Source organism: Streptomyces sp. NPDC088261, assembly GCF_044740805.1.
In the GTDB taxonomy this organism is placed as follows: Bacteria; Actinomycetota; Actinomycetes; order Streptomycetales; family Streptomycetaceae; genus Streptomyces.
Genome location: NZ_JBIURL010000018.1, coordinates 15,648 through 39,756, shown reverse-complemented (window position 1 = coordinate 39,756; position 24,109 = coordinate 15,648). Strand labels below are relative to the sequence as shown.

Here is a 24,109-nt window from a genome sequence, read left to right as displayed (position 1 = left end):
ACGCGTCCTAGGGTGGGCTCAGGAACGTCGAGAACGCGCCACCGGCTCCGTCCCGGGGATGTGAGAGGCCACCACGGGCCGCACGAGGACGAAAGCAGAAGGAGAGATCAGCATGGCGATCCAGCGGATGGACAACGTCGGCATCGTCGTCGAGGACCTGGACGCCGCCGTCGCGTTCTTCCTGGAGCTCGGGATGGAGCTGGAGGGCACGGCGCGGGTCGAGGGCGCCTTCGCCGACCGGTGCACCGGACTTGACGGCGTCCGCTGTGACATCGCGATGGTCAGGACCCCGGACGGGCACGGCCGGCTGGAGCTGGCGAAGTACCTCAGCCCCGAGGCGGCCCCCGCCGGGCCGCGCGACCGGCCGCACAACATCCTGGGCACGCACCGCGTGATGTTCGCCGTCGACGACATCGAGGACACCGTCGCCCGGCTGCGCCCGCACGGCGCGGAGGTGCTCGGTGAGATCGCGCGGTACGAGGACAGCAATCTGCTCTGCTACGTCCGCGGCCCGGAGGGCATCATCGTCGGCCTGGCCCAGCAACTGTCCTAGAAGTAGTACCGCGACACCGACTCCGCCACACAGACCGGCTTCGTACCGCCCTCGCGCTCCACGGTGACGAGGGCGGTCAGCTGTACGCCGCCGCCCGCCTCCTCGACGCTCTGGAGGACGGCCGAGGCGCGCAGCCGCGAGCCGACCGGCACCGGGGCGGGGAACCTGACCTTGTTGGTGCCGTAGTTGACGCCCATGGTCACGTTCTCGACGGCGATGATCTGCGGTACGAACACCGGCAGCAGCGACAGGGTCAGATAGCCGTGCGCGATCGTCGTGCCGAAGGGCCCGGCCGCCGCGCGCTCCGGGTCCACGTGGATCCACTGGTGGTCGCCGGTGGCCTCGGCGAAGAGGTCGATCCGCTTCTGGTCGACCTCCAGCCAGTCGCTGTGGCCCAGCTGCTCGCCGACCCCGGCGCGCAGCTCCTCGGCGGAGGTGAAGATCCTCGGCTCAGCCATGTCCCCGTGCCTGCCTCTCGAAGTGTCCGGCTCTCGACGCGTCCCGTGGTGTCTAAGCGCTTGCTCAGCATGGGCGGCCGGAAGTGCTTCTGTCAACGCGACTCCAAGCGGCTCCATGCGCCCCCGCACGGGGACAGTAGGCTCCGAGGGGTGCCGCAGATTCCGGAGAAGATCCATGAACTCACCGTCGGTCAGCTGTCCGCGCGCAGTGGCGCCGCCGTGTCGGCCCTGCACTTCTACGAGGCCAAAGGGCTGATCAGCAGCCGCAGGACCAGCGGCAACCAGCGCCGTTACAGCAGGGACACCCTCCGCCGGGTGGCCTTCGTCCGGGCCGCCCAGCGGGTCGGCATCCCGCTGGCCACGATCCGGGACGCCCTGTCGGAGCTGCCGGAGGAGCGCACCCCCAACCGCGAGGACTGGGCGCGCCTCTCGGAGACCTGGCGCTCCGAGCTGGACCGGCGCATCCAGCAGCTCGGCCGGCTCCGGGACCATCTGACGGACTGCATCGGCTGCGGCTGTCTCTCGCTGGAGAACTGCGTGCTCTCCAACCCGGACGACGTCTTCGGCGACCGGCTCACCGGCTCCCGCCTCCTGCCGGGCCGCCTCCCGCCGCCCGCGAGCGAGGAGTGCGCCGCACCCTGACCGGGCGGGCGCACCGCCGTCACCCGGTCCGCGGCGCGTCCGTGCGGCCACCGGACAGGCGCGCCCGGCACCACTCCGGTACCGGGCACCTCACCGATGCCGCGGCGGCGCGGGGGTCACGCCGCCGAGGCCAGTTCCTTGAGCCGGGCCTTCTTGGCGCGGGCCAGGGCCTCGGACGTGAGAACGGGCTGCGGCACGACGATGCCACAGCCCCGGCAGACCGGTCCCGACCACGGCTCGTTGGAGAGATCCGGCTGCCAGACGATGCCCCGCTCCGCGCAGACCGGGCAGGCCGCTCCCGGGCCCGACTCCAGTCCGGAGATCAGCCGGCGCAGCACCTCGGCGAGCGACTGCGACGGGTGGACCGCCGGATCGTCGCACCGGGCCACACCGTTGCCGCCCCAGGTCCGCCGGTGCCAGTCGTCGAAACTCCCGGGCCTCCGCAGCCCGTCGTGCTTCTCCCGCTTGCGCCGTTCCGCGAATTCTTCCTCGTACGCGAGCCACACGTCCCGCGCCTCTTCCAGTTCGTCCAGCGCGGCCACCAGCCGTGCCGGGTCCGGCGCCCGGTCCTCGGGACCGATGCCGTGCCGCGCGCACAGATGGTCCCAGGTCGCCCGGTGACCGTAAGGGGCGAATCGTTCCAGGCACTTGCGCAGTGAATACCGTCGCAAGGCCAGATCGCACCCCGGGTCACGCACCTGTCTCGCAAGACTCCGGAATTTGGCCATGCATGCCACCTCCGTCGCTGATACCTCGGCGTTGAGGAATGGACGTACGCCTGCCCCGTTCGGATCCATCAAAAAACAACTGGCGGGAACGAAACTTCCATAACGCCCCCTATCGAGCAATGTTCGAGGCGGATTCACAGAAAACTCTTATCTGCGGCCGGGAAAAGGTGACTGGTGTTCATCTTACTGATGGGTCCTACCGGCAGTAACGTCCGGCGCATCGGCCTCTCCGAGGAGCCCTCATGCGACGACGCACCGGAAGACTCACGAGCGCCACTCCCGCCCGACCGGCCACCAGGACCCTCTCCACCACCGCCCTCACCGCCGCCGCGGTGTTCGCGCTCGGTGCCGCCCTGCTCTCCCCACCGTCCCGGGCCGCCGCGGCCGACCCCGACTCCCTCCCCGCCGCCGTCCCCGTGGCGGACCACTGCGCGAGCCAGTGCGACGACATCCTGCCGCCCGGCGAGAACGGCAACGCGACCCTCGCCGACATCCTCGGCAACATCCTGTTCGGCACCCATCCGGCCCACAGCTCCGACCAGCTGGCCCGGTACGACGCGCTGGTCGCCGGCCGCAACACCCTCACCGACGCCACCCTCACCACGTTCTTCAACGACGCCTCCTTCGGCGTCCCGGCGGGCCAGGTCGAGTCCGTCACCACCCCGCGCCCGGACGTCACGATCACCCGCGACAAGCAGACCGGCGTGCCCCACATCAAGGGCACCACCCGGTACGGCACCGAGTTCGGCGCCGGTTTCGCGGCGGGCCAGGACCGGCTCTGGATGATGGACCTCTTCCGCCACATCGGCCGGGGCGAGCTGACGTCCTTCGCCGGCGGCGCCCTCGCCAACCAGGGCCTGGAGCAGCAGTTCTGGCCCTCGGCCCCGTACACGGAAGCCGACCTCCAGGCCCAGGTCGACCGCATCAGGACCACCGAGGGGGAGCGCGGCGAGCTGGCCATGGCCGACGCCCAGGCGTACGTCGACGGCATCAACGCCTACCGCCAGAAGTCCAAGGACGGCCGCTACTTCCCCGGCGAGTACGTCCTCACCGGGAAGATCGACTCGATCACCAACGTGGGCGAGATCCAGCCCTTCAGGATCACCGACCTGATCTCCATCGCGTCGGTCGTCGGCGGCCAGTTCGGCGGCGGAGGCGGCGGCGAGGTCCAGGCCGCGCTCTCCCTCCTCGCCGCCCAGCAGAAGTACGGCGTGGCCGAGGGCACCGAGATCTGGGAGTCCTTCCGCCAGCGCGACGACCCCGAGGCCGTCCTCACCCTCCACGGGGGCGAGAGCTTCCCGTACGCGCGGAAACCCGCGCAGCCGCGCGGCACGGCCCTGCCCGACCGCGGCTCCGTCCAGGCGGAACCGCTCGTGTACGACAGGACCGGCTCGGCCGTCACCCGCGCCAAGGCCCCCGTGAACGCCCCGAAGAAGCTCAGGCCCGCGCAGGGCATCTTCGACGACGGAGTCGTCCCGCCCGGCTCGCTCGACCCGAAACGCGGGATGTCCAACGCCCTGCTGGTCTCCGGCGCGCACACCGCCAGCGGCAATCCCGTCGCCGTGTTCGGCCCGCAAACCGGCTATTTCGCGCCACAGCTCATGATGCTCCAGGAGCTCCAGGGCCCCGGCATCAGCGCGCGGGGCGTCGCCTTCGCCGGGGTCGGGATGTACGTGCAGATGGGCCGCAGCCAGGACTACGCGTGGAGCGCCACCTCGGCGGCCCAGGACATCACCGACACGTACGCGATCGAGCTGTGCGAGCCGGACGGCTCCCCGGCCACCAGGGCCTCCGCCCACTACCTCTACCGCTCCGTCTGCACCCCGATGGAGAAGATGGAGCGCGTCAACTCCTGGAAGCCGTCGGTGGCCGACTCCACCGCCGCCGGCTCGTACCGGCTCCAGGTCTGGCGGACGAAGTACGGCCTGGTCACGCACCGCGCCACCGTCGGCGGCAAGCCCGTCGCGTACACCTCCCTGCGCACCACCTACCGGCACGAGGCCGACTCGATCATCGGCTTCCAGATGCTCAACGACCCCGGGCAGACGACGGACGCCGCGTCCTTCCAGGAGGCCGCGCAGCGCATCGGCTACGCCTTCAACTGGTTCTACGCGGACTCCCGCACCGCCGCCTTCTACAACAGCGGCCTGAACCCGGTCCGCGCGGCCGGCGTGGACGCCGCGCTGCCCGTCAGGGCCGAGCCCGCGTACGAATGGCAGGACTACGACCCGGCGTTCAACACGGCCGCGTACACCCCGCCCGCCGAGCATCCCCGGTCCACCGGGCAGGACTACTACATCTCGTGGAACAACCGGCAGGCCAAGGACTACAACACGGCCGCCTTCGGCTTCGGCGCCGTCCACCGGGGCGACCTGCTGGACGGCCGGGTGAAGAAGCTGGTCGCGACCGGGGGAGTCACCCGCGCCTCGCTCACCCGGGCGATGGCCGACGCCGCGCTGACCGACCTGCGCGGGGAACAGGTGCTGCCCGAACTGCTCAAGGTCATCAGGTCCTCCGCCGTCACCGACCCCCAGCTGAACACCGCCGTGCAGCAGCTCGACGCGTGGCGGGCCGCCGGGTCCGAACGCCGGGAGACCGCGCAGGGATCGCACACGTACACCCATGCCACCGCCGTGCGGATCATGGACGCGTGGTGGCCCCGGCTGGTCGAGGCGCAGTTCGAGCCGGGGCTCGGCGACGAGCTGTACGGCGCGTTCACCGCGTCGCTGCCCATCGACGAGTCACCGGCCGCCTCCCACGGGCCGACCGGCGCGCACGGCGGATCCGCCTTCCAGTACGGCTGGTGGGGGTACGTCGACAAGGACCTGAGGCAGGTCCTCGGCGACCCGGTGCAGGCCCCCTCACCCCGTACGTACTGCGGCAACGGAACGCTGAGCACCTGCCGCGACACACTGCTGACCACCCTCAAGGCAGCCGTGGCGGTGCCCGCCGCCCAGGTCTACCCGGGGGACGACAGCTGCGGCGCGGGTGACCAGTGGTGCTCGGACGCGATCATCCACCGGGCGCTGGGCGGGATCACCCACCCCACGATCAGCTGGCAGAACAGGCCGACGTACCAGCAGGTGGTGGAGTTCCCCTCGCACCGCTGACCGGCGCGCGCGAACGCCGGACAGGCCGCACCACGGCCTGTCCGGCACGTCGTCGTCCGCCCTCTCTTCCCCGGAACATACCGACTGGCTTCCCCCGAACATACCGACTGGTTAGTCTGCTGAGGTCGGCGCAGAGGCCGGCACCGCCCCGCGGCAGGATGGCCGGAAGGCCCGGAAGGCAGGTCCCATGAGTTCGGTGCAGGGTGCGCGGGTTGTGGTCACGGGAGCCGGCGGCGGCATCGGCGCCGCCCTCGCCCGCAGATTCGCCGCCGAAGGGGCGAAGGTCGTCGTCAACGACCTCGACGCCGACAAGGCCACCGCCGTCGCCGACGGCATCGGCGCCCTCACCGTCCCCGGTGACGCCTCCCTCATCGTGGAGGCCGCCCGCGAGGCCCTTGGCGGGACGGTCGACATCTACTGCGCCAACGCGGGCCTCGGCTCGGGCGGCGACGGGCTGGCCGGGGACGACATATGGGCGGACGCCTGGGACGTCAACGTCATGGCGCACGTCCGGGCGGTCCGCGCCCTGCTGCCCGACTGGCTGGAGCGCGGCAGCGGCCGGTTCGTCTCGACCGTCTCGGCCGCCGGACTGCTCACCATGATCGGCGCGGCGCCGTACAGCGCCACCAAACACGCGGCGCTCGCCTACGCGGAATGGCTCTCCCTGACCTACCGGCACCGCGGCCTCAAGGTCCACGCCATCTGCCCGCAGGGCGTCCGTACGGACATGCTCACCGCGTCCGGCACCGCCGGCGAACTGGTCCTCGCCCCCACCGCCGTCGAGCCGGAGGCGGTCGCCGACGCCCTGTTCACCGCCATGGCCGAGGACCGCTTCCTGGTCCTCCCGCACCCCGAGGTCGCCCGCTACGCCCAGGCGCGCGCCGGCGACCCCGACCGCTGGCTGCGCGGGATGAACCGCGTCCAGCGCGCCTGGGAAGAGGCGGCGGAATGACGGCGTCCGGCTACGCGGCCAAACCCTGGCTCCACCTGCTGACCGAGGCCCAGCGTGCCCCCGTCCACCCGCCGGACTCCGTGGTGCACGCGCTGCGCGCCGCCGTGGCCCGTACCCCGGACCACACCGCGCTCGCCTACTTCGACGGCCGGCTCGACTACCGCGAGACGGACGCGCTCTCCGACTCCGTGGCCGGCCACCTCGCCGCGCGGGGCCTGCGGCGCGGCGACCGGGTCGCGATCATGCTCCAGAACAGCCCGCAGTTCGTCCTCGCGCTGCTCGGCGCGTGGAAGGCCGGCGCCACCGTCGTCCCGGTCAACCCCATGTACAAGTCGGCCGAGGTCGGCCATGTCCTGGCCGACGCCGAGGTCACCGCGCTGGTCTGCGCGGACCGGTCCTGGGAGGCGTTCCTGCGCGACACGGTCGCCGTCTCGTCCGTCCGGATCGTCCTCACCACCTGCGAACGCGACCTCCAGACCCGCGACGACCCGCGCGTCCTCGCCTTCGACCGGCTGCCCGTGCCCGCCGACACCGACGACCTGCTCGCCGTCGCGAGCCGGGGTCTCCCGGCGCCCGCCGAACGCGGTCCCGCCGCCGGGGACGTGGCCCTGATCAGTTACACCTCGGGGACGAGCGGCCGGCCCAAGGGCGCCATGAACACCCACGCGAACATCATGGTCAACGCGGAACGCCAGCGCGCCGGCCACCCGCTCGCGCCGGGCGCCCGCTACTTCGCGCTCGCGCCGCTCTTCCACATCACCGGCATGGTCTGCCAGCTGGCCGCCTGCCTCACCAACGCGGGCACCCTCGTCCTCGCGTACCGCTTCCACCCCGGCGTGGTGCTCGACGCCTTCGCCGAACACCGCCCGGCGTACACCGTCGGCCCGTCCACCGCGTTCATGGCGCTCGCCGCCCACCCGGGCGCGACCCCGGGCCACTTCGAGTCCTTCCAGGTGATCTCGTCGGGCGGGGCGCCGCTGCCGCCCGCGCTGGTCGAGACGTTCCGCGCGGGCTTCGGTCCGTACCTGCGCAACGGCTACGGGCTCACCGAGTGCACCGCGCCCTGCGCCTCCGTACCGCCCGAGCGGGAAGCACCGGTGGACCCCGCCTCCGGCACGCTGTCGGTCGGCGTGCCGGGACCGGACACGGTCGTACGGATCGTGGACGAGGCGGGCGAGGACGTGCCGTTCGGCGAGCAGGGCGAGATCGCCGTACGGGGACCGCAGGTCGTCCCCGGCTACTGGCGGCTGCCCGAGGCGACCGGGGAGACCTTCCCCGGCGGGGAACTGCGCACCGGTGACATCGGATTCATGGACCGGGACGGCTGGCTGTACGTGGTCGACCGCAAGAAGGACATGATCAACGCGTCGGGGTTCAAGGTCTGGCCGCGCGAGGTCGAGGACGTGCTGTACACCCACCCCGCCGTGCGCGAGGCGGCGGTGGTCGGCGTCCCCGACGCGTACCGGGGCGAAAGCGTCAAGGCGTACGTCAGCCTGCGCCCCGGCACGTCGGCGGAGCCCGGCGAGCTGGGCGCGTACTGCGCGGAGCGGCTGGCCGCGTACAAGTACCCGCGCGAGGTCGAGATCCTGGAGGAACTGCCCAAGACGGCGAGTGGGAAGATCCTCAGGCGGGAACTGCGTTCTCTCTCGGGGTGAGATGCGTCTCAGTCACGCCGGGAGTCCGTCCGGAGTGCGGTCCGGACACGTGGCACAGATATGCGTACAGATGTGCGGTACGGAACGAGAGGCAGGTGGCGGCACATGGCCAGGACCACGGAGGAGGGCGGGGCACCCGTCCCCCAGCGGCTGCTGGCCGCCGCCACCCGGCTCTTCGCGGAGCAGGGGTACGACCGGACGTCCGTCCAGGAGATCGTGGAGGGGGCGGGTGTCACCAAGGGCGCGCTCTACCACTACTTCGGCTCCAAGGAGGATCTTCTCCAGGAGGTCTACGCCCGCGTCCTCCGCCTCCAGCAGGAACGCCTCGACGCCTTCGCCGGCGCGGACGAACCGGTGGAACGGCGCCTGAGGGCGGCCGCGGCCGACGTCGTCGTGACGACGATCGAGAACCTGGACGACGCGGCGATCTTCTTCCGCTCGATGCACCACCTGAGCCCGGAGAAGAACAAGGAGGTCCGGGTCGAGCGGCGCCGCTACCACGAGCGCTTCCGCGCGCTGGTGGAGGAGGGGCAGCGGAGCGGCGTCTTCTCCACGGCCACGCCCGCGGACCTGGTGGTGGACTACCACTTCGGCTCGGTCCACCACCTCTCGACGTGGTACCGCCCGGACGGCCCGCTCACCCCGCAACAGGTCGCGGACCACCTGGCGGACCTGCTGCTGCGGGCGCTGCGTCCGTAGGCGGGCCGGCTAGCCCTTGCCCTTGCCCTGGTCCTGGTCCTGGAGCTTTTCCCGGATCGCCGTGATCGCGGCCGACACGTGCGCCTCGGTGCTCGCCTTGTCCAGGCCGAGCCCGCTGAGGACGCCCGTGCCGTTCTCCTGCTCCAGCAGGGCCAGCAGTACGTGCTCCGTGCCGACGTAGTTGTGGCCCAGCCGCAGTGCCTCGCGGAAGGTGAGCTCCAGGGCCTTCTTCGCCCCGGCGTCGAAGGGGACGAGGTCGGGCACGGGCTCCCCGGAGGGCTCCGGCAACGCGCTGGCCGCGGCCGCCCGGACGGTCTCCAGCTCCACGCCCTGCGCGACGAGCACCTGGGCGGCGAGGCCCTGGGGGTCGTCGAGCAGGCCGAGCACGAGATGTCCGGTGCCGATCTGGGTGTGCCCGCGTTCGCGGGCCTCGTTCTGGGACGCGACGACGACGTTCCTGGCGCGGGGCGTGAACCTGCTGAAGTCCTGGTTGACGTTGGGCGCCGGCTCGTCCTTCGTCACGAACCGCTTCTGGACGGCCTGCCGCGTGACGCCCATGGACGCGCCGATCTCGGTCCACGAGGCGCCGGAGCGGCGGGCCTGGTCCACGAAGTGGCCGATGAGGTGGTCGGCGACGTCACCGAGGTGGTCGGCGGCGACGACGGCGCTCTGTAGCTGTTCGAGGGGGTTGCCGTGAACGTTCTTGATGGCGTCGATGAGGTCGTCCAGGCGGACGGGATTGTTGACCTGAGTGGGATTCACCATGCGTCAACCTTAGGTTGACACTTCCGTGTCCGTCAACCCGTAGTTGACACATGGCGCCCCGGTGGGGAGCGCGGCTTCCCTCTTTGTCCTCAATCGCCGGACGGGCTTCTGCGGCCCGGTGGTGGGCGCGCCTCACTGATGTCCTCAATCGCCGGACGGGCTGGGTGTGTCGTGGTGACGGGGGGCGGGGCCTGCGGAGGTACGTATGTCCGGACTGCATGTTTTACGGCGCGTGCGGCCGGTCGTATTGATTGACGATCGCCATGCGCCACAAAACACGCTTTACGTCCGGACACACGCACCTCCTCCGACCCCACCCCCCTCACGCCGGGGGTGAACTGAACGGCCCCGCCCGCCCCGGGGTCCCTGCTGTCCGGGGCGCGGGCGCGGCTCACTGATGTCCTCAATCGCCGGACGGGCTGGATGGTGCCCCCGCGCGGCGCGCCGGTGCGGATCAGGGTCATCCTCAAGCGCCGGATGGGCTGGGGGTGCGTCCTGGCGGGCTGAGAGTGTGGCCCGGGCGGTGCTTTGGGTGCGGGTTACGGATGTCCTCAATCGCCGGACGGGCTTGGGAGGTCTCCGGGCGGGCTGGATTTTGGCCTCCGTGCCGGTGTGGGGTGCGGCTTCCTTCTTTGTCCTCAAACGCCGGACAGGTTTGAAGGTCCGTGGGCGGCCTGGGGTGTGCGCCGGGCGGGCTCGGGGTGCCTTTGGGCGGGCTTCAGACCCGGGGTGGGCCGGGTTGTTTTGGCGCGGGCCTGGAAGGGGGACGGGCAGGGGTCGTGTCCGGAACGTAAAGCGTGTTTTGTGTCGCATGGCGATCGTCAATCAGTACGACCGGTCGCACGCGACGTAAAACATGCAGTGCAGGACACGACCCCTGACCGGCCCCCGGCAACCGGCCCGCGCCGGAAAACGCGGCCCGCAGCGGGCAAAATCAAGCCCGTCCGGCGCTTGAGGACATCAGTGACCCGCACCCGGCACCGGGCGCGCGGGCACCATCAAGCCCGTCCGGCGCTTGAGGACATCAGTAAGCCGCGCCCGCGCCCCGGGCAGACGCCACCAACAAGCCCGTCCGGCGATTGAGGACAAAGGAGGAAGCCGCGCCGCCCACCGGGACGCAGACGCCCGTCCGGCGCGAGGACAAAAACGACCGCGACGCGGTCACGCGTATCGCGACAGCTCCCGCCTCGCCAGCGACCGCTGATGCACCTCGTCCGGCCCATCCGCCAGCCGCAACGTCCGCGCCCCCGCCCAAAGCTCCGCCAGCGGAAAGTCCTGGCTCACCCCACCCGCCCCGTGCAACTGCACCGCCCGGTCCAGGATGTCCACCACCGCCCGCGGCGTCGCGATCTTGATCGCCTGGATCTCCGTGTGCGCCCCGCGATTCCCCACCGTGTCCATCAGCCACGCCGTCTTCAGCACCAGCAGCCGCAACTGCTCCACCGTCACCCGCGCGTCCGCGATCCAGTTCCCCACCACGCCCTGCTCGGCGAGCGGACGGCCGAAGGCCGTACGGGACACCGCGCGCCGGCACATCAGCTCGATCGCCCGCTCCGCCATGCCGATCAGCCGCATGCAGTGGTGGATCCGGCCCGGCCCGAGCCTCGCCTGCGCGATCGCGAACCCGCCGCCCTCCTCGCCGATCAGGTACGACGCCGGCACCCGCGCCCCGGTGAAGACGACCTCCGCGTGGCCGCCATGCCCGTGGTCCTCGTACCCGTACACCCGCATCGCCCGCCGCACCTCGACCCCGGGCGTGTCGCGCGGGACGAGGATCATCGACTGCTGGCGGCGGACGTCCGTACCGTCCGGGTCGGTCTTGCCCATCACGATGAAGACCGCGCAGGCCGGGTTCATCGCCCCGGAGATGTACCACTTGCGGCCCGTGACGACGTACTCGTCCCCGTCCCGCTCGATGCTCGTCCGTACGTTCGTCGCGTCGGAGGAGGCGACCTCGGGCTCCGTCATCGCGAACGCGGAGCGGATCTCGCCCGCCAGCAGCGGTTCAAGCCACTGCTTCTTCTGCGCCTCCGAGCCGAACTGCGCGAGCACCTCCATGTTCCCGGTGTCCGGCGCCGCGCAGTTCAGCGCGGTCGGCGCCAGGTCCGGCGAACGCCCGGTGATCTCCGCGAGCGGCGCGTACTGGAGGTTGGTCAGGCCCGCGCCGTGCCCCGCCCCGTGCTCCCCGTCCGGCAGGAAGAGGTTCCACAGCCCCTGCCGGCGCGCCTCCGCCTTCAGCTCGCCCACCACCGCCGGCGTGTCCCAGGGGCTCGCCAGCCGTTCCCGCTGCTCCCGCGCGACCTCCTCGGCCGGGTAGACGTACGCGTCCATGAAGGCGAGCAGCCGCTCGCGCAGCTCTTCCGTACGGGTGTCGAATGCGAAGTCCATGGGGTACTCAGCCTTCCTGGAGGGTGGTGAGGCCGTGCCGGATGAAGACGGGGACGAGCGCGCCGATCCGGTCGAAGCCGGGTCCGACGGTCTGTCCGAGGGTGTAGCGGTAGTGGATGCCCTCCAGGATCACGGCGAGCTTGAACCACGCGAACGCCGTGTACCAGGCGATCGCGCCGGTGTCCCGGCCGGAGCGCGCGGCGTACCGCTCGACCAGTTCGGCCGGCTCCGGGTGCCCGGCCGCGCCCGCCGTCGTACTGATGGGCGAGCCGGTCACCTCCAGGCGCGCGCTGTACATCACCAGCAGGCCGAGGTCCGTCAGCGGATCGCCGAGCGTGGACATCTCCCAGTCGAGGACGGCGTTGATCCGGTCGCCCTCGCCGATCAGGACGTTGTCGAGCCGGAAGTCGCCGTGGATCACGGTGGGTTCGGGGGAGTGGGGGAGCGCGCGGCCGAGGGCGGCCTGGAGTTCGTCGATGCCGGCCAGCTCCCGCCCCCGGGAGGCCGCCAACTGCTTCCCCCAGCGCCGCAGTTGCCGGTCGAGAAAGCCGTCAGGCCGCCCGAAGTCGCCCAGGCCGACGGCCTCGGGGTCGACGGCGTGCAGGTCGACCAGCGTGTCCACCAGGGAGAGGATCGCCGCGCGGGTGCGCGCGGGGCCGAGCGGGGCGAGCTGTTCGGCCGTACGGTACGGCGTGCCCGCCACGTGCTCCATGACGTAGAAGGGGGCGCCGAGGACGGACTCGTCGGCGCAGAACAGCAGCGGTTCCGGGACCGGCACGTTCGTCGGGTGCAGCGCGCTGATCACGCGGTACTCCCGCCTCATGTCGTGCGCGGTGGCCAGGACATGGCCGAGCGGGGGCCTGCGGACCACCCAACTGCCCGTCCCGTCCGTGACGGTGTAGGTGAGATTGGACCGGCCGCCCTCGATCAGCCGTGCGTCGAGAGGGCCGCTCACCAGCCCCGGTCGCGCGCGGTCCAGGTGCGCGCGCAGCTTCTCCGGGTCGAGTCCTGGCGGGACTGGGCTCATCGTGCCTACCTCCGTGGCTCACGACGGCGGGCGTACCGTCGTGGGCCCCATGATGCCGACCAGTCGGTATGCAGTCCACCACGGGTCCCGTGAAAGATGTTCCGAAGCGCGGCGCGGAGAGGCACGGAGAGATGGACACCACCGTCCCCGCCTCTAGCTCCACGGTCGTGCCTCTGAATAGAGTTCACGTATGAATACCGCGCTGCTCATCGACGAGGTCCGGCTCACCCCCATCCTCATCGCCGACCCACCGCTGCTGAACACCCAGGGCGTCCACCAGCCCTACACCCCCCGGCTCGTCGTGGAGGTCGTCACACGCGGCGGTGTCACGGGGATCGGCGAGACGTACGGCGACGGCAAGTACCTGGAGCTGGCGGAGCCGCTGGCGCGGGCGCTCCCGGGCCGCGCGGTCAGCGACGTGAACGGGCTCTTCGCCCTGGCGGACGAGGTGTGCGGCGATCCGGACACCACGGACGCGCGGGTGGACGCGGGCGGGCTGCGCGGGGTGCAGACCGCCGACAAGCTCCGCCTCTCCGTCGTCTCCGGCTTCGAGGTCGCCTGCCTGGACGCCCTCGGCAGGACGCTGGGCCTGCCCGTGCACGCGCTGCTCGGCGGCAAGGTACGGGACTCCGTCGAGTACAGCGCGTACCTCTTCTACCGCTGGGCGGAGCACCCGGGCGGTGGCGCGGAGGACGACTGGGACGCGGCCCTCGACCCGGCGGGCGTGGTCGCCCAGGCGCGGCGCTTCGCCCGCGACCACGGCTTCTCGTCGTTCAAGCTCAAGGGCGGGGTGTTCGAGCCCGAGCAGGAGATCGCGGCCGTGCGGGCGCTCGCGGAGGCGTTCCCCGGGCAGCCCCTGCGGCTCGACCCCAACGGCGCCTGGTCCGTACCGACTTCGCTGTACGTCGCCGAGCAGCTGGCGGACGTCCTCGAATACCTGGAGGACCCGGCGAACGGCACGGACCTGATGGCCCAGGTGTCGGCGGGCACGTCCGTGCCGCTGGCCACCAACATGTGCGTCACGACCGTCCCCGAGATCGCCGGGGCCTTCGCGTCGGACGCCGTGCAGGTCGTGCTCTCCGACCACCACTACTGGGGCGGACTGCACCGGACGCGCGAACTCGCCGCCGTGTGCCGCACGTTCGGCGTGGGGCTGTCGATGCACTCCAACACCCACCTCGGGATCAGCCTGGCCGCGATGACCCACGTCGCCGCGACCGTCCCCAACCTCGACTACGCCTGCGACAGCCACTACCCCTGGCAGACCGAGGACGTCATCACCGTCCGGCACACCTTCCGGGACGGCCGCCTCGACGTCTCCGACGCGCCGGGCCTCGGCGTGGAGTTGGACCGCGAGAAGCTAGCCGTCCTGCACCGGCGCTGGCTGGACGACGACGGCAGGATGCGGGAACGCGACGACGCGGCGGCGATGCGCGAGGCGGACCCGGCGTGGCAGACGCCGACGATCCCGCGCTGGTGAGCGAATCCGCGTTGGTGAGCGGTCCGGCTCCCGTCGAAGGCGCCTGATCGCTGGGCGGCTGGCGCCGGAATCCTGGTGGGGCCACACGCGGGGGAGCGGGCAGCGGGCCGCCAACTGACCGCTGTGGTGGCGTGTGTTGTACGGGGAGCGCCACCCCGGTCGTCACCATCGACACTCGCAGCCCCTCGGCCCTGAGCGGTGTGGCGGCAGTGTCGACGAGCAGCCACCCGCCGCCGTCCGGCTGGACGCAGGCGTGCGCCCCGGGCGCGACGCCGACGGAGGTACGGATCCGCGCCAGGCAGGGGAATCCCCTGGTCGGGGCGGTGCTGTCCGCGCCGGGACTGGCAGCCGCCACCGTGCATGGGCCACCTCCGCACGGGCCCCGGGAAACCGGCAGGCGGCCGGCCCTCAGTCGTCCCAACCCTGCGCCGCCGCAAACGCGTCCCCGTACTCCGCCGACCAGCGCCCCAGCGCCCCGATCGGCTCCAGCAGGCTCCTGCCGAGTGCGGTCAGCCCGTACTCGACACGCGGCGGGGACCGTACGTACGCGACCCGCTCGACCAGCGCGTACCCCTCCAGCCGGCGCAGCGTCTCGACCAGGACCTTGGTGCTGATGCCGCCGATCTCCGCGCGCAACGCGCCGGGGCGGCGCGGCCCTTCGGCCAGGGCGAGGAGCACGACGGGGTTCCAGGTGTTCCCCAGCAGGTCGAAGGCGAGCCTCGCCCGGCAGTCCGCGAGCAGTCTGTCCACAGGTCCTCCGCACCTCCGTACCACCCCGGTCCGTACCACCCAGGCCGGGCACCGAACGGTCACCGGAGCCCTGCCTAACGTCGTACCGGCACGTTACGGGAACGGCGGAAGGACATCGGAGCGATGCGCATCGGAATCGTCGGCACCGGCGCCATGGCGGAGGCGTTGGGCGCTCACTGGGCCCGCGCCGGGCACGCGTTGCTGATCGGCGGCCGCTCGGCGGCCCGCGCGGACGGCCTCGCCCGCCGTCTCGGCGGCCGGCCGGGCACCCCGGCCGAGGCCGCGCTCTTCGGCGACGCGGCTCTGCTCGCCGTACCGTACGACGCGGTCGCGCCCGTCCTGGACGAGGCGGGGGCGGCGGAGGGCGCGCTGCGGGACCATGTCCTGATCGACTGCACCAACGCCGTCGGCCCCGGCTTCGTCCTCACCACCGGTACGGGCCCCGGCGCGGCCCGCCGTATCGCCGCCGCGACCGGCGCGCGGGTCGTCAAGGCCTTCAACCACTGCCCGGACCACGTCTGGAGCCTGACCCCGCCGGCCTTCCCCGCCGGTCCGCGAGGCGCCGGCGGCCCGCTCGCCGAGCCCCTTGTGGTGCCGCTGTGCGGGGACGACGACGCGGCCCTCGCCGTCGTACACACCCTGGTCGGGGACATCGGCTGCGTCCCGCTCACCGTGGGCCCGCTGCTCCGCGCCGACCAGCTGGAGGCCACGACGGCCTTCCTCATCTCGCTCTGGAAGACCGGCCAGGACCCCCGCCGCATGCTGCCGCCCCTCGCGGCGGTCACGCCATGAACGCCCGTCCCAGACCCGTCAGTCACGCTCAAACCCGTCACGCCCACGCCCGTCACACCCACGACCGTCACGCCATGACCGCCACCGCGAGCCCCGCCAGCAGCAGCGTGCACGCCGCCGCCGCGACCGCCGGCGCCCGTGACAGCGGACGGGGTTCCGCCGCGGTCAGCGCGATCAGGCGGCGGTGCGTGAGCGCCACGAAGCCCAGCCACACCAGGACGGTCAGGGCGATGCCGACCGCCCCCGTGGTCGTACCGCCGTGGTGGACCGCCTGCCGTGCCGCCAGCACCGCGACCACCGTGCAGGCCAGCGCCGTACGCCGCCAGGCCAGCCCGGTCCGCTCCGGCTGGAGCCCCGGATCCCTGGCCCGGTCGTCGCCCTGGCCCTCACCGTGGCCCTCGCCCTGGTCCTCGGCCGCCATCAACGGCCCCCGCCCAGCGCGACCACCACCACCATCACCACCGCGACCACCGCCACCACCAGACTCAGCACCGTCGGGAAGCGCGAGACGGGCAGCGCCTGCCCGCGCCGCATCGCCCGCTCGCACCGCACCCAGTGGTCGACCGCCTGGAGCGCGCACAGCGCCCCGGCCGCGAGCAGCGCCACCGCCAGCCCGACCCGTACGCCCCATCGCAGGTCCGGCAGGAACTGGTCCACCGCGAAGCCGCCGCCCACCAGCGCCAGCGCGGTACGCAGCCAGGCCAGGAACGTACGCTCGTTGGCCAGCGTGAAGCGGTAGTCGGGCGTCTCGCCCTCGTCGCCGAGGCGCTGGGGCGCGAACCACAGCCGCAGGCTCCGTACGAACTCGATCACACCGCGCACCCTACGCGCGGCGGGCGCGGAGCCGCTCGTACGCCGCGAGCCCGTCCGGCGCCCACTCCCACCCGCCCGGCAGCAGCCGCCGCTCCACCTCCTCCTCCGGGAGGAACGCGTGCCACGCCACCTCCTCCACCTGCGGCCGCACCGGCAGGACGCAGCGCACCTCGTACACGTACGACCACCAGCTCTGGCCGCTGTCGGCGGACTCGTACAGGAACGGGAAGAGCGGCTCCGGACGCGGCAGCCCCGAGACCCCCAGCTCCTCCTCGGCCTCCCGCAGCGCCGCCGCGTCATAGGTCTCGCCCGCGCCTAGGACGCCGCCCACGAACATGTCGTACAGCGAGGGGAAGATCAGCTTCTCCGCCGTCCTGCGGTGCACGAACACCCGGTCCTCCGCGTCCCGCGCGAGGACGAACACACACCGGTGGCGCAGCCGCTTCGCGTACACCTCCCCGCGCGGGGCCTGCCCCACCACACGGTCGTTCTCGTCCACGACGTCCAGGATCTCGTCCGCTGCTCCCATGCCCCCATCCAAGCAGCCCCTCCGCCGGGCCGGCCGATCAATGCGCCTGAGACGGTTGACTCGTTACTCGCGCGTACGGAAGATCGGACCATTCGCTCGCCCACCCGCACCGTGACGGATCCGCGAAGGATGGAAGCCCATGGCGTACGACGCTGATGTGATCGTGATCGGGGCGGGACTGGCCGGCCTGGTCGCCGCCGCCGAACTCGTCGACGCGGGCCGCTCCGTCCTCGTACTGGACCAGGAGCCCGAGCAGTCGCTCGGCGGGCAGGCCCACTGGTCCTTCGGCGGGCTGTTCTTCGTCAACTCGCCGGAACAGCGCCGCCTGCGCGTCAGGGACAGCCGGGAGCTGGCGCTCCAGGACTGGCTGGGCACGGCGGGCTTCGACCGTGCGGAGGACCACTGGCCGCGCAAGTGGGCCGAGGCGTACGTCGACTTCGCGGCGGGCGAGAAACGGGCGTGGCTGCACCGGCAGGGGATGCGGTTCTTCCCCGTCGCGTCCTGGGCGGAGCGCGGCGGGTACGGCGCGGCGGGGCTCGGCAACTCGGTGCCGCGCTTCCACGTCACCTGGGGGACAGGGCCCGGAGTGGTCGAGCCGTTCGCACGGCGGGTGCGCGAGGGTGTCGACCGGGGGCTGGTGGAGTTCCGGTTCCGGCACCGGGTGACCGGGCTCGGCAACACGGCGGGGGTCGTGGACACCGTGACCGGCGAGGTCCTGGCGCCGAGCGACATCGCGCGCGGGGAGGCGAGCACCCGTCGGATCACCGGCGCGTTCGAGCTCAGGGCCCAGGCCGTGATCATCACGTCGGGCGGCATCGGCGGCAACCCCGACCTGGTCCGCGCGCAGTGGCCCGAGCGGCTCGGCCGCCCGCCGCGCACCATGCTCTCCGGGGTGCCCGCGCACGTGGACGGCCTGATGCTCGGCATCGCGGAATCGGCGGGCGCCCACCACATCAACCGCGACCGGATGTGGCACTACACCGAGGGCATAGAGAACTGGAACCCGGTCTGGGCGCGGCACGGCATCCGGATCCTCCCGGGGCCGTCCTCGCTGTGGCTGGACGCGCGGGGCCGCCGCCTGCCGGGGCCGCTGTTCCCCGGCTTCGACACGCTCGGGACGCTGGAACACATCATGAGGACCGGGTACGAGTACACCTGGTTCGTCCTCGACCAGCGCATCATCGGCAAGGAGTTCGCCCTCTCGGGCTCCGAGCAGAACCCCGACCTCACGGGCAAGTCGGTCCGCGACGTCATCGGCCGGGCGCGGGCCGAGGTGCCGGGTCCGGTGAAGGCGTTCATGGACAAGGGCGCCGACTTCGTCGTGGAGAAGGACCTGCCTGCGCTGGTACGCGGGATGAACGCGCTCACCGAGGAGCCGCTGATCGACGAGGCCGAGCTGCGCCGGGAGATCGTCGCGCGGGACCGGGCGACGGTGAACCCGTTCGGGAAGGACGCGCAGATCACGGCGGTCCGGGGCGCGCGCGGATACCTGGGCGACAAGCTGATCCGTACGGTCGCGCCGCATCCGCTGCTCGACCCGGCGGCGGGGCCGCTGATAGCCGTACGGCTGCGCATCCTCACCCGGAAGTCCCTCGGCGGTCTGGAGACCGACCTGTCGTCCCGCGTCCTGACCGAGGGCGGCGACCCGCTGCCCGGGGTGTACGCGGCGGGGGAGGCGGCGGGTTTCGGCGGCGGCGGGATGCACGGCTACCGCTCGCTGGAGGGGACGTTCCTGGGCGGCTGCATCTTCTCGGGGCGCGCGGCCGGGCGGGCGGCGGCGAAGGCGGTGGGCTGACAGGGGTTCACGCAAAGAGGAGAAGGCCCCCGGTCGTCACAGCCGCTCCACCACCCGGAAGCTCTCCACCACCAGCAACGTCCCGTCGTGGACGGTGAATTCGGGGTCGCCCAGCGCCTCCCGCATCTCCTCGCCGTGCCAGAAGCGCTCGTGGTCCGCCCGCCAGGCCGCCACCGAGGTGTGCCCCTCGCCCTCGTCCACGGCCAGTTGGACGTCGACCGCGCCGAGCGGCAGCACCCGTACCCCCGTCAGTTCCACCACCGCGACCTCGCGGCCGTCCGAGTCGATCAGGGCCGATCGCTCCCCGACCGGGGGCAGTTCCTCGCGCTCCGCCTCGTACTCGGCGAGCAGCCCGGTCGTCGAGACCTTCCGCCCGTCGAGCACGGCCGCCACCAGACGGTCACGCACCGGCCCGGGGAAGGCGAGCAGTAAGGGCGCCAGGGGTTCTCGGTTCTCCATGAGAGCCACCCTAGAGCGTGTCCATGATGCCCCCCCGCCTGGCCGAAAAGCGTCCCATCTGGGCTTATGCGGACGGAGGCGGTCCGCGCCCTTTGCCCGGAAGGCGCAACCACGCCCAAGGCGGGGCAATATGACTGTGCCTTACATCGAGATACCGCTTGACGGGAGGCCATACCTACCGATTTGCTGTGCCCGGTCCTTTCTCGTCCACGCGCCCTGGAGGAATTCCGCGGATGTCCCCGCCTCCGCCACCCCTCGGCCGTGCCCGAAGACGTAGCCCACGTTCCGGCCAATCCTTCGACCCCGCACTGGACGACACCGAACTCGCCTCCGTACGCGATCAGTTGGCCCAAGGACGGTGGTCCGAGGCCCGCTCCCTCCTCGCCCGTACCGGCGACGACTGGGACCGCAGAGGCCACCGGACCGTCGTCCTCGCCCAGGCCTCCGGCGCCGCCGCCTGGACCCGCGACTGGCTCCTCGCCGAACCGGAGAGCCCCGACGCGGCCACCCTCCTCGCCTGCGCCACCGTCTTCGCCGCCCTGCGCGGCAAGGAACCGGAACACCGCGCCGTGGACGCCTGCCGTGACGCCGTCCGGCGCGCCCCCGCCGACCCCACCCCCTGGCTCGGCCTGCTGCTCCTCGCCCGCACGCTCGGTACGGACGAGGAGACCTCGCAGCTCTTCGAGGAGGTGCGGACCCGCCACCCCGACCACCACCACGCCCACCACCTGATGGCGGCCCGCCTCGCCGAACGCCGCCCGGAGGCAGGCCAGGACCCGCTCCACGAGGTGTACGACTTCGCCGCCTGGGCGGCCGAACAGGCCCCCGCGGACTCGCCGCTCGCCGTCCTGCCCGTCGTCGCCCACGCCGAGCGCTACCGCGTCCTCGCCGCCGCCCGCGTGGAGCCCGCCGACCCGGCCGCCTCCGCCCACTGGACCGGCCGCCGGGCCCGCCAGGGGCTCAAGGGCGCCTTCGACTGGTGGCTGGAGTGGGAGAGCGGGGACCACCCCCGCAACCGCGTCGACCTCAACTTCCTCGCCCACGCCCAGTGGTACGACGGACGCGTCGCCGAGGCCGCCGCGCTCTTCCACCGCATCGGCCCGCACATCACCCCGGCTCCCTGGTCCTACCCGGACCGGGACCCGCACCACGCCTTCCTCACCGCGCGCAGCGCCGCGCTCGGCTCCGTCTGAACGGCGCGCCGCGATCCGTACAAGCGATCCATCCGCACCCCCGATCCATCCGCACCAGCGATCCCCGAAAGGACACCCCTGTCATGTCGACGGGCAATTCGAGCACGGGCACGAGTTCCGGCTCGAACTCCAACGCGCACACGAGCACGGGCACGACCACCGGCCCCCGGACCGGTCAGGGCCCGGGCACGGCTTCCGGCACGGGTGAGATCAGCACCTTCAAGGGCCAGGAGCGGGCCCTGCGCGCGGACCGCCTCGGCACGGCGGGCCTCCTCCTGTCCGTGCTCGCCGCCAGCGCGCCCCTGATGACCGTCGCCGGTGTCATGCCCACCGTCTACGGCGTGGTGGGGATCGTCGGACAACCCCTGCTGTACGTCATCCTCGGGGTGGTCCTCGTCCTGTTCAGCTTCGGGTACGCCGAGATGAGCCGCCACGTCCACAACGCCGGCGCCTTCTACGCGTACATAGCCCGCGGGCTCGGCGCGACGGCCGGCGCCAGCGCCTCGCTCGTCGCCCTCCTCGCGTACAACGCCATGCAGGTCGGCATCTACGGCCTCTTCGGCTTCGAGGTCTCCGGGCTCTTCGCCACCTACCTCGACCTGACCGTCGCCTGGTGGGTGCCCGCCGTGACCGCCGCCGTGGTCGTCGGGCTGCTCGGCTGGCTGAAGATCGACCTGAACGCCAAGGTCCTCGGCGTCCTGATCCTCATCGAGGTCGCGCTCGTCGTGATCTTCGACATCGCCTTCGTCGCCGACCCGGGCAAGGACGGTGTCTCGCTGCACGCCTTCAACCCGGACACCCTCACCAGCGCGGGCTTCGGCACCGCGCTGTGCTTCTGCATCGCCGCCTTCGTCGGCTTCGAGCAGGCCCCGGTCTACGCGGAGGAGACCAGCCGCCCGAACGTCGTCGTCCGCCGCGTGATGTTCCTCGCCGTCGGCCTCTCCGCGCTGTTCCTCGCCCTCAGCGCCTGGGCGATCTCCGTCGCCACCGGGCCCGGCTCGGTGGTCGCGACGGCGGGGGAGCAGGGTCCCGGCCTGATCTTCGGCCTCACCGAGGACCGCCTCGGCACGACCTTCACCGACGTCCTCCACGTGCTGTTCGTCACCGGGATGTTCGCCGCGCTGCTCAGCTTCCACAACGTCGTCGCCCGCTACGCGTTCGCGATGGGCCGCGAGGGACTGCTGCCGGCCGCCTTCGGCCGTACCAGCACGTCCAGCGGAGCCCCCGCCTACGGTTCCGCCCTCCAGTCCGTGTTCTCCCTGGTCGTGGTGGTGGCCTTCGCCGTCACCGACGACAAGCCGGTGGGCGACCCGACCGCGCCGATCCTGCGGCTCTTCACCTGGATGGCCAACATCGGCGCGCTCGGCGTCATCCTGCTGATGGCCGCGGCCTCCTTCGCTGTGATCGCGTTCTTCGTACGGCGCGGCGCGGCGGGCGCGCAGGCCGCCCGCCTCGTCGCCTCGGCCCTGGCCGGCCTCTCCCTCGTCGCCGTCGCCGTCTACACGGTCAAGGACTTCGACCTGCTGGTCGGGGCCGGCCCCGACTCCGCGCTGAGCTGGATCCTGCCGGGGATCGTCGGTCTCACCCTGGTGGGCGGTCTGGTGTACGGAGCGGTCCTGCGCTCGGTCAGGCCCGACGTCCACGCGAGGATCGGCCTGGGGAACGAGGCGTTCCAGCTGGAGAAGGCCGCACAGTCGTGACGTTCTTCACCCCCGGCTTCACCCCGGCGTTCCCGACCACGGCTTTCACCGGCCAGGTCTGACGAAAGTCTGACGGAATCCCGCGGTCCCTGGCTTCCGGGGACCGCGGGTGGTCGAATCGATGCGTGAACCATCAACAGAATGAGCCCGCCGGAACACCGGTGGGGCGGCGCGTTCTGCTCTCCACCCTGGGCCTGGGCGCCGCGGGACTCGTCGCGGCCCCGTATCTCCAGCGCGGGCTCGACTCGTTCCTGGGCGCGGTGTCCAGCCAGGACCCGACGGGCCTGACCGGGCTGCTGCCCAACGGCGGCGGGTTCCGCTACTACTCGGTGACCGGTTCCGTACCGCACAAGGACGCCGGGAACTACCGGCTGAAGATCGACGGCCTGGTCGACCGGCCCGCCACGTACACACTCGACGCCCTGCGGAAGATGCCCCAGACGCGGGTCGTGCGCGACGTGCAGTGCGTCACCGGCTGGCGCGTCCCGCACACCCCGTTCGAGGGGGTCAAGGTCTCGCAGCTCCTCGACGCGGCGGGGGTCCGCCCGGACGCCAGGGCGATCCGGTTCACCTGCTTCGACGGGACGTACACCGAGAGCCTCACGCTCCAGCAGGCGCGGCGCGCCGACGTGCTGGTGGCGCTCAGGATGCAGGACAAGCCGATCGGGCACGCGCACGGCGGCCCGGTCCGGCTGTACGTGGCGCCGATGTACTTCTACAAGTCGGCGAAATGGCTCTCCGGGATCTCCGTCACCTCCGACGTCCGCCCCGGCTACTGGGAGGAGCGTGGCTATGACGTCGACGGCTGGGTCGGCCGGTCCAACGGACGCGACGACACCCCCACCGTCTGAGAGCGGACGGGGACCGGGGGAGGGGGCCGCGGGCACCGGACGGCTGCGGCGCCGTTTCAGCCCCGCCGAGCGGTGGGTCCACCGGACCACGGGCGTCCTGATGCTGGTGTGCGTGGCGACGGCGGGCTGTCTGTACGTGCCCCAGCTCGCCGAACTCGTCGGCCGCCGCTACTTCGTCGTCACGCTGCACGAGTGGTCGGGGCTGCTGCTGCCCGTCCCCGTGCTGGTGGGCCTCGCCTCCCGCCACTTCCGCGCCGACCTCGGCCGGCTGAACCGCTTCTTCCCGCACGACAAGGAGTGGCTGCGGGCGGTACGGCGGCGTGACGCCAGGCCCGAGTCCCGGCCCGCCGGGAAGTTCAACGCGGGCCAGAAGATCTACGCGGCCTGGATCGCGGGCGCGGTGCTGGTGATGCTCGGGACGGGCCTGCTGATGTGGTTCACCGGGTTCGCCCCGCTGGTGTGGCGGACGAGCGCCACCTTCCTGCACGACTGGCTGGCGCTCGCCATCGGCGTCGTACTCCTCGGGCACATCGGCATGGCGTACGGGGATCCCGAGGCGCGGCGCGGGATGCGGACGGGGTCGGTGGAGCGGGCGTGGGCGAAGAGGGAGCACTCGGAGTGGGGGGAGGAGGACTCCTGAGGGCGCGGGGGCCGACGGGTCCGGGGCGCGACCCGGTCCCGGTCCCGACCATACGGCCCCGATTCGGTACGGCCCTGATCCCGTACGGCCCTGATCCCGTACGGCCCCGGCCCGCGCCGGCCCCCCGCCG

23 protein-coding genes are annotated in these 24,109 nt (G+C 72.1%); 13 read left to right on the top strand and 10 right to left on the bottom strand.

Going from position 1 to position 24,109, the window contains the following annotated elements; all coding sequences use genetic code 11:
* Positions 1–112: 112 nt before the first annotated feature.
* The gene (locus ACIODU_RS28135) at positions 113–553 is read left to right on the top strand and encodes a VOC family protein (RefSeq protein ID WP_401770915.1); all 441 of its coding nucleotides are present in this window, start codon (positions 113–115) and stop codon (positions 551–553) included.
* Here ACIODU_RS28135 and ACIODU_RS28130 read toward each other — a convergent pair.
* Positions 550–1,011 (bottom strand): MaoC family dehydratase, encoded by a 462-nt coding sequence (locus ACIODU_RS28130; RefSeq protein ID WP_356432720.1) that lies wholly within the window; start codon positions 1,009–1,011, stop codon positions 550–552. The genes ACIODU_RS28135 and ACIODU_RS28130 overlap by 4 nt on opposite strands.
* Before the next feature lie 150 nt (positions 1,012–1,161).
* Between ACIODU_RS28130 and soxR the strand changes: the two genes are divergently transcribed.
* On the top strand, positions 1,162–1,653 hold the full coding sequence (soxR, locus tag ACIODU_RS28125) for a redox-sensitive transcriptional activator SoxR (RefSeq protein ID WP_356432721.1): 492 nt from the start codon (positions 1,162–1,164) through the stop codon (positions 1,651–1,653).
* Between the two features lie 116 nt (positions 1,654–1,769).
* On the opposite strand, the gene ACIODU_RS28120 is transcribed toward soxR, so the two are convergent.
* Complete coding sequence (locus tag ACIODU_RS28120; protein ID WP_356432723.1) at positions 1,770–2,381, bottom strand: hypothetical protein; 612 nt, start codon at positions 2,379–2,381, stop codon at positions 1,770–1,772.
* A 242-nt stretch (positions 2,382–2,623) separates the two neighbouring features.
* On the opposite strand from ACIODU_RS28120, the gene ACIODU_RS28115 reads away from it, so the two are divergent.
* The 4 genes from ACIODU_RS28115 to ACIODU_RS28100 all read left to right on the top strand — a co-directional run bounded on the left by ACIODU_RS28115 (position 2,624) and on the right by ACIODU_RS28100 (position 8,797).
* Positions 2,624–5,491, top strand: a complete 2,868-nt coding sequence (locus tag ACIODU_RS28115; RefSeq protein WP_401770910.1) for a penicillin acylase family protein — start codon at positions 2,624–2,626, stop codon at positions 5,489–5,491.
* Between the two features lie 187 nt (positions 5,492–5,678).
* Positions 5,679–6,443 (top strand): SDR family oxidoreductase, encoded by a 765-nt coding sequence (locus ACIODU_RS28110; protein ID WP_356432727.1) that lies wholly within the window; start codon positions 5,679–5,681, stop codon positions 6,441–6,443.
* Positions 6,440–8,098, top strand: coding sequence for a class I adenylate-forming enzyme family protein (locus tag ACIODU_RS28105; protein ID WP_401770908.1), 1,659 nt, complete (start codon positions 6,440–6,442; stop codon positions 8,096–8,098). The genes ACIODU_RS28110 and ACIODU_RS28105 overlap by 4 nt, the downstream gene beginning before the upstream one ends.
* A gap of 105 nt (positions 8,099–8,203) precedes the next feature.
* Positions 8,204–8,797: a TetR/AcrR family transcriptional regulator gene (locus ACIODU_RS28100; RefSeq protein WP_356432731.1), complete on the top strand. Its 594-nt coding sequence runs from the start codon at positions 8,204–8,206 to the stop codon at positions 8,795–8,797.
* Between the two features lie 9 nt (positions 8,798–8,806).
* On the opposite strand, the gene ACIODU_RS28095 is transcribed toward ACIODU_RS28100, so the two are convergent.
* The 3 genes from ACIODU_RS28095 to ACIODU_RS28085 all read right to left on the bottom strand — a co-directional run bounded on the left by ACIODU_RS28095 (position 8,807) and on the right by ACIODU_RS28085 (position 12,977).
* Positions 8,807–9,562 carry a Clp protease N-terminal domain-containing protein gene (locus ACIODU_RS28095; RefSeq protein ID WP_401770906.1) on the bottom strand — a complete coding sequence of 252 codons (756 nt, stop codon included), beginning with the start codon at positions 9,560–9,562 and terminating at the stop codon, positions 8,807–8,809.
* A gap of 1,161 nt (positions 9,563–10,723) precedes the next feature.
* Positions 10,724–11,950, bottom strand: coding sequence for an acyl-CoA dehydrogenase family protein (locus tag ACIODU_RS28090; RefSeq protein WP_401770903.1), 1,227 nt, complete (start codon positions 11,948–11,950; stop codon positions 10,724–10,726).
* Positions 11,951–11,957: 7 nt separating this feature from the next.
* Complete coding sequence (locus tag ACIODU_RS28085) at positions 11,958–12,977, bottom strand: phosphotransferase family protein (RefSeq protein WP_401770900.1); 1,020 nt, start codon at positions 12,975–12,977, stop codon at positions 11,958–11,960.
* 190 nt (positions 12,978–13,167) lie between these two features.
* Here ACIODU_RS28085 and ACIODU_RS28080 point away from each other — a divergent pair, with 190 nt between their 5' ends.
* The gene (locus tag ACIODU_RS28080; RefSeq protein WP_401770898.1) at positions 13,168–14,457 is read left to right on the top strand and encodes a glucarate dehydratase family protein; all 1,290 of its coding nucleotides are present in this window, start codon (positions 13,168–13,170) and stop codon (positions 14,455–14,457) included.
* A gap of 408 nt (positions 14,458–14,865) precedes the next feature.
* Here the strand turns inward: ACIODU_RS28080 and ACIODU_RS28075 are convergent, their stop codons facing one another.
* Positions 14,866–15,207 (bottom strand): helix-turn-helix domain-containing protein, encoded by a 342-nt coding sequence (locus ACIODU_RS28075; protein ID WP_356429019.1) that lies wholly within the window; start codon positions 15,205–15,207, stop codon positions 14,866–14,868.
* Positions 15,208–15,330: 123 nt separating this feature from the next.
* On the opposite strand from ACIODU_RS28075, the gene ACIODU_RS28070 reads away from it, so the two are divergent.
* Positions 15,331–15,999 (top strand): NADPH-dependent F420 reductase, encoded by a 669-nt coding sequence (locus ACIODU_RS28070; protein ID WP_401770896.1) that lies wholly within the window; start codon positions 15,331–15,333, stop codon positions 15,997–15,999.
* A gap of 67 nt (positions 16,000–16,066) precedes the next feature.
* Here the strand turns inward: ACIODU_RS28070 and ACIODU_RS28065 are convergent, their stop codons facing one another.
* Genes ACIODU_RS28065 through ACIODU_RS28055 form a run of 3 tightly spaced genes read right to left on the bottom strand, consistent with a single transcriptional unit; the run spans position 16,067 to position 17,341 of the window.
* Positions 16,067–16,420 (bottom strand): DUF202 domain-containing protein, encoded by a 354-nt coding sequence (locus ACIODU_RS28065; RefSeq protein WP_401770894.1) that lies wholly within the window; start codon positions 16,418–16,420, stop codon positions 16,067–16,069.
* Positions 16,420–16,812: a DUF202 domain-containing protein gene (locus ACIODU_RS28060; protein WP_356429010.1), complete on the bottom strand. Its 393-nt coding sequence runs from the start codon at positions 16,810–16,812 to the stop codon at positions 16,420–16,422. The genes ACIODU_RS28065 and ACIODU_RS28060 overlap by 1 nt, the downstream gene beginning before the upstream one ends.
* A gap of 10 nt (positions 16,813–16,822) precedes the next feature.
* Complete coding sequence (locus tag ACIODU_RS28055; protein WP_356429007.1) at positions 16,823–17,341, bottom strand: NUDIX domain-containing protein; 519 nt, start codon at positions 17,339–17,341, stop codon at positions 16,823–16,825.
* Between the two features lie 139 nt (positions 17,342–17,480).
* On the opposite strand from ACIODU_RS28055, the gene ACIODU_RS28050 reads away from it, so the two are divergent.
* Positions 17,481–19,136, top strand: coding sequence for an FAD-binding dehydrogenase (locus ACIODU_RS28050; protein WP_401770890.1), 1,656 nt, complete (start codon positions 17,481–17,483; stop codon positions 19,134–19,136).
* A 36-nt stretch (positions 19,137–19,172) separates the two neighbouring features.
* Here the strand turns inward: ACIODU_RS28050 and ACIODU_RS28045 are convergent, their stop codons facing one another.
* Positions 19,173–19,595: an ASCH domain-containing protein gene (locus ACIODU_RS28045; RefSeq protein WP_401770889.1), complete on the bottom strand. Its 423-nt coding sequence runs from the start codon at positions 19,593–19,595 to the stop codon at positions 19,173–19,175.
* 233 nt (positions 19,596–19,828) lie between these two features.
* Here ACIODU_RS28045 and ACIODU_RS28040 point away from each other — a divergent pair, with 233 nt between their 5' ends.
* The 4 genes from ACIODU_RS28040 to ACIODU_RS28025 all read left to right on the top strand — a co-directional run bounded on the left by ACIODU_RS28040 (position 19,829) and on the right by ACIODU_RS28025 (position 23,979).
* The gene (locus ACIODU_RS28040) at positions 19,829–20,788 is read left to right on the top strand and encodes a hypothetical protein (RefSeq protein ID WP_401770887.1); all 960 of its coding nucleotides are present in this window, start codon (positions 19,829–19,831) and stop codon (positions 20,786–20,788) included.
* A gap of 83 nt (positions 20,789–20,871) precedes the next feature.
* Complete coding sequence (locus ACIODU_RS28035) at positions 20,872–22,488, top strand: APC family permease (protein ID WP_401770884.1); 1,617 nt, start codon at positions 20,872–20,874, stop codon at positions 22,486–22,488.
* A gap of 125 nt (positions 22,489–22,613) precedes the next feature.
* Positions 22,614–23,339, top strand: coding sequence for a molybdopterin-dependent oxidoreductase (locus ACIODU_RS28030; protein WP_356428993.1), 726 nt, complete (start codon positions 22,614–22,616; stop codon positions 23,337–23,339).
* Positions 23,281–23,979 (top strand): cytochrome b/b6 domain-containing protein, encoded by a 699-nt coding sequence (locus ACIODU_RS28025; protein ID WP_401770881.1) that lies wholly within the window; start codon positions 23,281–23,283, stop codon positions 23,977–23,979. The genes ACIODU_RS28030 and ACIODU_RS28025 overlap by 59 nt, the downstream gene beginning before the upstream one ends.
* Positions 23,980–24,109: the final 130 nt, after the last annotated feature.